This is a genomic window from Streptomyces torulosus (genome assembly GCF_001419765.1).
In the GTDB taxonomy this organism is placed as follows: domain Bacteria; phylum Actinomycetota; class Actinomycetes; order Streptomycetales; family Streptomycetaceae; genus Streptomyces; species Streptomyces torulosus.
In genome coordinates, this window is sequence record NZ_LIRK01000624.1 from 1 (window position 1) to 6,136 (window position 6,136).

Annotated in this window: 7 protein-coding genes; 6 read left to right on the plus strand and 1 reads right to left on the minus strand. The window is 71.6% G+C overall.

Going from position 1 to position 6,136, the window contains the following annotated elements; translation table 11 throughout:
• The 4 genes from AOK23_RS35585 to AOK23_RS35600 all read left to right on the plus strand — a co-directional run.
• The coding region (locus AOK23_RS35585; protein WP_157878241.1) for an aminotransferase class III-fold pyridoxal phosphate-dependent enzyme at nt 1–546 on the plus strand (546 nt) is incomplete at its 5' end.
• Nucleotides 547–830: 284 nt separating this feature from the next.
• Nucleotides 831–1,517 (plus strand): GntR family transcriptional regulator, encoded by a 687-nt coding sequence (locus tag AOK23_RS35590; RefSeq protein WP_055716661.1) that lies wholly within the window; start codon nt 831–833, stop codon nt 1,515–1,517.
• Nucleotides 1,514–3,991 (plus strand): dolichyl-phosphate beta-glucosyltransferase, encoded by a 2,478-nt coding sequence (locus tag AOK23_RS35595; protein WP_055716662.1) that lies wholly within the window; start codon nt 1,514–1,516, stop codon nt 3,989–3,991. Before AOK23_RS35590 ends, AOK23_RS35595 begins: the two co-directional genes overlap by 4 nt.
• 55 nt (nt 3,992–4,046) lie before the next feature.
• Nucleotides 4,047–4,697, plus strand: coding sequence for a hypothetical protein (locus AOK23_RS35600; protein ID WP_055542634.1), 651 nt, complete (start codon nt 4,047–4,049; stop codon nt 4,695–4,697).
• Nucleotides 4,698–4,747: 50 nt separating this feature from the next.
• Here AOK23_RS35600 and AOK23_RS35605 read toward each other — a convergent pair whose 3' ends face one another.
• Nucleotides 4,748–5,038, minus strand: a complete 291-nt coding sequence (locus tag AOK23_RS35605; RefSeq protein ID WP_055716663.1) for a hypothetical protein — start codon at nt 5,036–5,038, stop codon at nt 4,748–4,750.
• A 183-nt stretch (nt 5,039–5,221) separates the two neighbouring features.
• Here AOK23_RS35605 and AOK23_RS35610 point away from each other — a divergent pair, with 183 nt between their 5' ends.
• Together AOK23_RS35610 and AOK23_RS35615 are read left to right on the plus strand one after the other, a co-directional pair.
• Complete coding sequence (locus AOK23_RS35610) at nt 5,222–5,677, plus strand: hypothetical protein (RefSeq protein WP_055716665.1); 456 nt, start codon at nt 5,222–5,224, stop codon at nt 5,675–5,677.
• A gap of 44 nt (nt 5,678–5,721) precedes the next feature.
• Complete coding sequence (locus AOK23_RS35615; RefSeq protein ID WP_055716664.1) at nt 5,722–6,120, plus strand: DUF5958 family protein; 399 nt, start codon at nt 5,722–5,724, stop codon at nt 6,118–6,120.
• Nucleotides 6,121–6,136: the final 16 nt, after the last annotated feature.

The following is a 6,136-nucleotide window of genomic DNA, read 5'->3' on the forward strand; positions in this document are numbered from 1 at the left end:
GTCGTCCCCGACCTGATGACCTTCGCCAAGGGCGTGAACTCCGGTTACGTCCCCCTCGGCGGCGTCGCCATCTCGCCGGCCATCGCGGAGACGTTCGCCCGGCGCCCGTACCCCGGTGGTCTGACGTACTCCGGGCACCCGCTGGCCTGCGCCGCCGCCGTCGCGACGATCAACGTCATGGCGGAGGAGGGGGTCGTGGAGAACGCGGCGGCGCTCGGCGCGTCCGTCATCGAGCCGGGGCTGCGCGCACTGGCCGAGCGGCACCCCTCGGTGGGCGAGGTGCGCGGCGTCGGCATGTTCTGGGCGCTGGAGCTCGTCCGGAACAAGGAGACCCGCGAGCCCCTCGTCCCCTACAACGCCGCCGGCGAGGCCAACGCGCCCATGCTGGCCTTCGCGGGCGCCGCCAAGGCCCAGGGCCTGTGGCCGTTCGTGAACATGAACCGCACCCACGTCGTCCCCCCGTGCAACATCACGGAGGCCGAGGCCAAGGAGGGCCTCGCCGCCCTCGACGCGGCGCTCACGGCGGCGGACGAGTTCACGGTCTGACGCCGCCGCCCCCAGGAGTGCCGAAGGGCGTCCCCGGTCCCACGACCCGGGGGCGCCCTTCCGCATGTGCCGCGCCTGCTCCCCCGCCTCCTCTCCGTGACGAAAAACCGCACGCCAGGTGGCCGATTCGTGTCGGTCGGTGCCCGTACGGCGCCGCCGTCGCGGTGGCGGGCCCGAAACAGCCTCCCCGGAACGCGAACGCGTAAGGTGACGTGCTCGTAAGAGAACGCAGAGACCACGCACAGGAATGCGTACGCGTACGCGGATGGGGGGAGCGGACCACGATGCCCGGCACCGGCGGTGGCAATGGCGCCGTGACTCGAAGCACCCTGCGGCAGCAGCTCGCGGACGCGCTCCGTGACGAGGTGCTGGCCGGCCGACTGAAGCCGGGGCAGGAGTTCACGGTGAAGGAGATCGCCGAGCAGTACGGGGTGTCGGCGACGCCCGTGCGCGAGGCGCTGGTGGACCTGTCCGCGCAGGGGCTGCTGGACGCGGTGCAGCACCGCGGTTTCCAGGTGCACGAGTACTCGCCGGGCGACTACCGGCACATGGTCGAGGCCCGCACCCTCATCGGCGACGGCATGTTCCGCCGGCTCGGCGACCGGAAGATGGACACCCGCACCGCGGCGGCGCTCGCCGGGGTACGGCGGCGCGGCGAGGAGGCCCGGCGGGCCGCGGCCGCCGGCGACCTGAACATCCTCATCGGCTACGACCTGCGGTTCTGGCGCGAGCTGATCGTCCTGTTCGGCAACCCCTACCTGTCCGACTTCCTGCACCGGCTGCGGGTGCAGTCCTGGGTGTGCGCGGTGCAGCACCTGCGCCGGGCGGACGACCTCAGGGGCCGGCTGTGGGACCGGTACACCGACCTCGTGGACGCGCTCACCCGCCGGGACGCGATCACCGCGCAGGAGATCATCGCCGAGTACGACGACCACTCGCTGACCCTCGTGGAACGGCTGGCCGAGGGATGAGCGAGGCCCGCACGGGCGCCGGCCCCCGGGTCGGCGTCGACCTGTCCGTCGTCGTCCCCGCCTACAACGAGGAGCGGCGCCTCGGCCCCACCCTCGACGCGATCGTCTCCCACCTCACCGCCACGGAGGCCGCCGAGACCTGGGAGGTCCTCGTCGTCGACGACGGTTCGACGGACGGCACGCGCGAGGTCGTGGCCGCCGTCACCGAGCGCGACGCGCGGGTGCAGCTCATCAGGGGCGGGCCACGAAACCGGGGCAAGGGCCACGCACTGCGCCTCGGGGTCTGCGCCTCGTACGGCCGCCGGGTGCTGCTGACGGACGCCGATCTCGCCGCGCCCATCGACGAGTTGGAGCTGCTCGACAAGGCGCTCAGCGAGGGACACGCGGCGGCGATCGGCTCCCGTGAGGCGCCGGGGGCTCGCATCGAGCGGCGGCAGCACCGGCTGCGCGAGAACCTCGGCCGCGCGGGCAACCTGTTGATACGCGGGCTCGTGGTGCCCGGCATCCGCGACACCCAGTGCGGGTTCAAGCTGTTCGACGGCGAGCGGGCCCGTGAGGCGTTCGCCGCCTCCCGGCTCGACGGGTTCGGGATAGACGTCGAGATACTGCGGCACTTCCGCCGCGCCGACTGGTCCGTCGCCGAGGTCCCGATCCGCTGGTCCCATCAGCCCGGTTCGAAGATCCGCGCCGGGGACTACGCCCACGTCCTCGGTGAACTCGCCTCCCTGAAGGGCCGTTCGGTCCGGGCGGCGGTCCGGTCGCTGCGCCCCGCCGACGTCCTCGCCGTCGTCGTCTTCCTGCTGATGGCGGTGACCCTCTACGCCGGCCGCTGGATCGACCCGAACGGCCGTTACCTCCCCGACTCGCTCCAGGACCAGAACCAGTGGGAGTGGTTCTTCGCCGTCACCGCCGACAACGTCGCCCATCTCAGGAACCCCCTGTTCACCGACTTCCAGGGCTTCCCCGACGGGGTGAACCTCATGGCCAACACGGTCATGCTGGGCCTGTCGGTGCCGTTCACTCCGGTGACGCTCGCCCTGGGGCCCGCGGTGACCCTCGGCCTCGTGATGACGCTGGGCCTGGCCGCCACCGCCGCCGCCTGGTACCGGCTGCTCGTCAAGCGGCTCGTACGGCACCGGGGCGCGGCCTTCACGGGTGCGGCCCTCGCGGCGTTCGCGCCGCCGATGGTCAGCCACGCCAACGCGCACCCGAACTTCATCGTCCTGTTCATGATCCCGCTGATCATCGACCGGGCCCTCCGGCTGTGCGCGGGCACCCGGACGGTACGGGACGGGGTCGTCCTCGGCCTGATGGCGGCGTACCAGGTCTTCCTCGGCGAGGAGCCGCTGCTGCTCGCCGCGATGGGCATGCTGCTGTTCGCCGCCGCGTACGGGGCCGCACGACCGGACGTGGCCCGCGCCTCCTGGCGCCCCCTCCTGAAGGGCCTCGGTGCCGCGGCCCTCACCACGCTGCCCCTGGTGGCGTTCTTCCTGTCCTGGCAGTTCTTCGGCCCGCAGAGCTACAAGAGCATCGGGCACGGCGACAACGCCGGGAACAGCCCCCTCGCCCTGCTCTCCTTCGCCGAGCGCTCCCTCCTCGCGGGCGACCCGGAGCGGGCGGACGCGCTGTCCCTCAACCCCACCGAGCAGAACGCCTTCTACGGCTGGCCGCTGGTGCTGCTGGCCCTCGGCATCGTCGTCCGCCTGTGGGAGCGCCCCCTGGTGAAGGCGCTCGGCTTCACGGCGGTCGCCGCCGCCGTCCTCTCCCTCGGCCCCGAGATCCGCCTCCCGCAGACGGACCTCGTCCTGCCCGGACCGTGGGCACTGCTCGCCGACCGGCCGCTGTTCGAGTCGGTCATCGAGGGCCGGGTGGCGATGATCTGCGCGCCGGTGCTCGGCATGCTGCTGGCGCTCGCCTTCGAACAGTTGGCGGAGGTGCCGGGCCTCGGCACGCGGTACATGGGGTTCCTGGCGATCACCCTGGCGCTGCTGCCGATCGTCCCGGCCCCGCTGAAGTCGCAGGACCGGCCCGAGGTGCCGTCGTTCATCGCGGACGGCACGTGGCGGACGTACGTCGACACGGACGCCGGCGAGACGCTCGTGCCCGTGCCGCTGCCGGACCCCGGCAACGCGGAGGCGCTGCACTGGCAGACCACGGCCCGCTTCGGCTTCCGGATGCCCGGCGGCTACTTCAACGGCCCCTACGGCGAGGACCGCACCGGGATCTACGGCGCCGTACCGCGCCACACCTCCGCCCTGCTGCGGGACGTGCGCTACACCGGCCGCACCCCGGTGATCGGGGAAGCCTGGCAGGCGCAGGCCCGCAAGGACTTCGCGTACTGGCACGCGGGCGCGCTGGTCCTCCGGCCGCAGTACTACGACAAGCAGTTGCGCGCCACCGTGGACAAGCTGGTCGGGCGTCCCGGTAAGTGGGTGGGCGGTGTGTGGGTATGGGACCTGCACGAAGGGGACTGAAGGCGGCGTTCAGCGACTACGCTTCTTCCCCGCCCACACTGTGAGGAGTGCTCCTTTGGCCTGTGACCTCTGGTTGGTCCCGCTCGTCGACGTGCTCTGCCACACGCCCGACAACCCCTTCGCCGAGGAACTCGCGCTCTACAACCAGGTACTGGGCGAGGCCGGACTGCCGCCGGTGCCGGTGTACCAGTACATGCCAGGGCTGACCGGGGAGGTCGCCCCGATCGCGGGCTTCGACTACGACGCGCTGCACTTCCTGCGCCGGGCCTACCTGTTGCAGGTGTGCGGGCTGCCGGTGACGCCCGTGGGAGAGCTGGGCGGCGACTACGAGCAGCTGCTGGAGATGTTCGAGACGACGGCCCAGCAGTCGCATCTCGTCTGGCACTACGACCACGCGGGCGCGTACGTCCCCGTGGACTTCCCGCACCCGCTGGCCAACGACGAACTCCTCGCCGGCAACGGCCCGCTGGGCTCCTCCCAGGGACTGCTGCGCGAACTGGAGATCGTGGCCCCGGCGATCGGGATCGACCCCGCGAACCCGCCGCTGGCCCCGGCCCCGCCGCTCGCGCCGACGTCGTTGGAGGAACCGGCCGCTCCCGCGCCGTTCGACTCCAGCCCCTTCGCCCGCGAACGCCACGTGTGGCTGGGCCTGAACGCGGCGGCGACCCGCAGCCTGGCCCAGGGTTCGATGATCATCTTCAGCTGACGGGGAGGCCGGGCCGGCTGCGGGGGCGGCGAGGGCCGGGGGACGTCGCCTCAGCTCAGTTTGGCGAGGCCCGTCTGCAGGTCGTCGAAGTTCATGACCGGCGTGTAGTCGATGCTGGCGCCCATCTCCATGAACAGCGGCTCGGCGATCGAGGGCATGTCGGAGGAGTCCGTCATGTCGAAGAACAGGTACATCGTGCGCCGGCCCTGATCGACGGTGAAGTAGGTGGACTCCGGCCTGGTGCGCTCCATGAGCGCCTCCATCATCTGGGGCAGCTTGCCGCTCCGCAGCATCTCGCTGGACCGCTGGGTGTCGAAGGACGCCTTCAACAGCACGCGCATGGCAATCTCCTCTCCGCCCCCTGAGAACTCCCGGCCACCACCGCCCTCTCCCACCCCGTGGACCACACCGGGCACACCTTAAGGATATGCCTGCTAAGCGAACAATGTCCGACGAGCTGCCCGACCTTGCCCGGCCACGAAAACCGGATGCCGACGGGCGAGGGCCGCGGGCACGATGCGCCCATGGCCACCGACCTGGGCGGGATGATCGAGTGCCGCCCCGGCGCGCGCCTGTGGGGCACCGACGACGAGGACTCCGTCTGGCACGCCGCCATGGACCTCTTCGTCCTGAACGTGGGCAACGCGTACGACGCGCTCGCCTGCCTCTTCGGTGTCCGCAACGACACCGGTTTCCGCCCCCTCGCCGAGAACCGGGGCTTCCCGGACACCGCGTCCGAAGCCCTGCGCGACGTGTACGCCCCGTACGCGGACTCCACCGACCTGCGCGGCACGACATGGATCACATGGGCGGAGCTCGCCTCCGCGGACTGGCACGAAACCGACCGCTCGGGCACCCGAACCCGAGCCATGGCCGCCGGGCCCGACACCCACTGGGGCCCCGTCTGGACCGTGATGCGCACCCTGTCCACCCTCCACGGCCCCGACGACGTCCGCCTCGTCGCCTGGTTCACGAGCTGACCTCACGCCACTGCCGCAGCCCGGCCTCGCAAGGGAGCACGTACATGGACGATCGCGATGCGACGCTCAACCAACTCGCCCAAGGGCTGCGCCCCATGTCCGAGGGCATCGCATGGTTCGACGCGCTCGGCCCGGAGGCCCAGTACGACGTGCTGCGGCACCTGCACAACCACTGCCTCCAGGCACGTGTCGTCGAGGAGGACGGTCCCCGGAGCATCCTGCGCGCCGGGCTACGGCCCACGCACACGCCTGCCGTGCTGATCGTGCGCGGTCGGATCGAGCAGCAGCTGGGCAGAATCGTCCAACTCACCCCGCCCGACGAACGCCGCAAGGCGTTCCGGCTGTTGATCGCCGGGCTCGCGATCGCCGACGAACGGCGCCGCGAGCGCTTCTGCTCCGACGGGTGCGGTCACTGGTGGCACGACCTGCCCGCGCCTGCCTGAGGCTCACGCCGGGCAG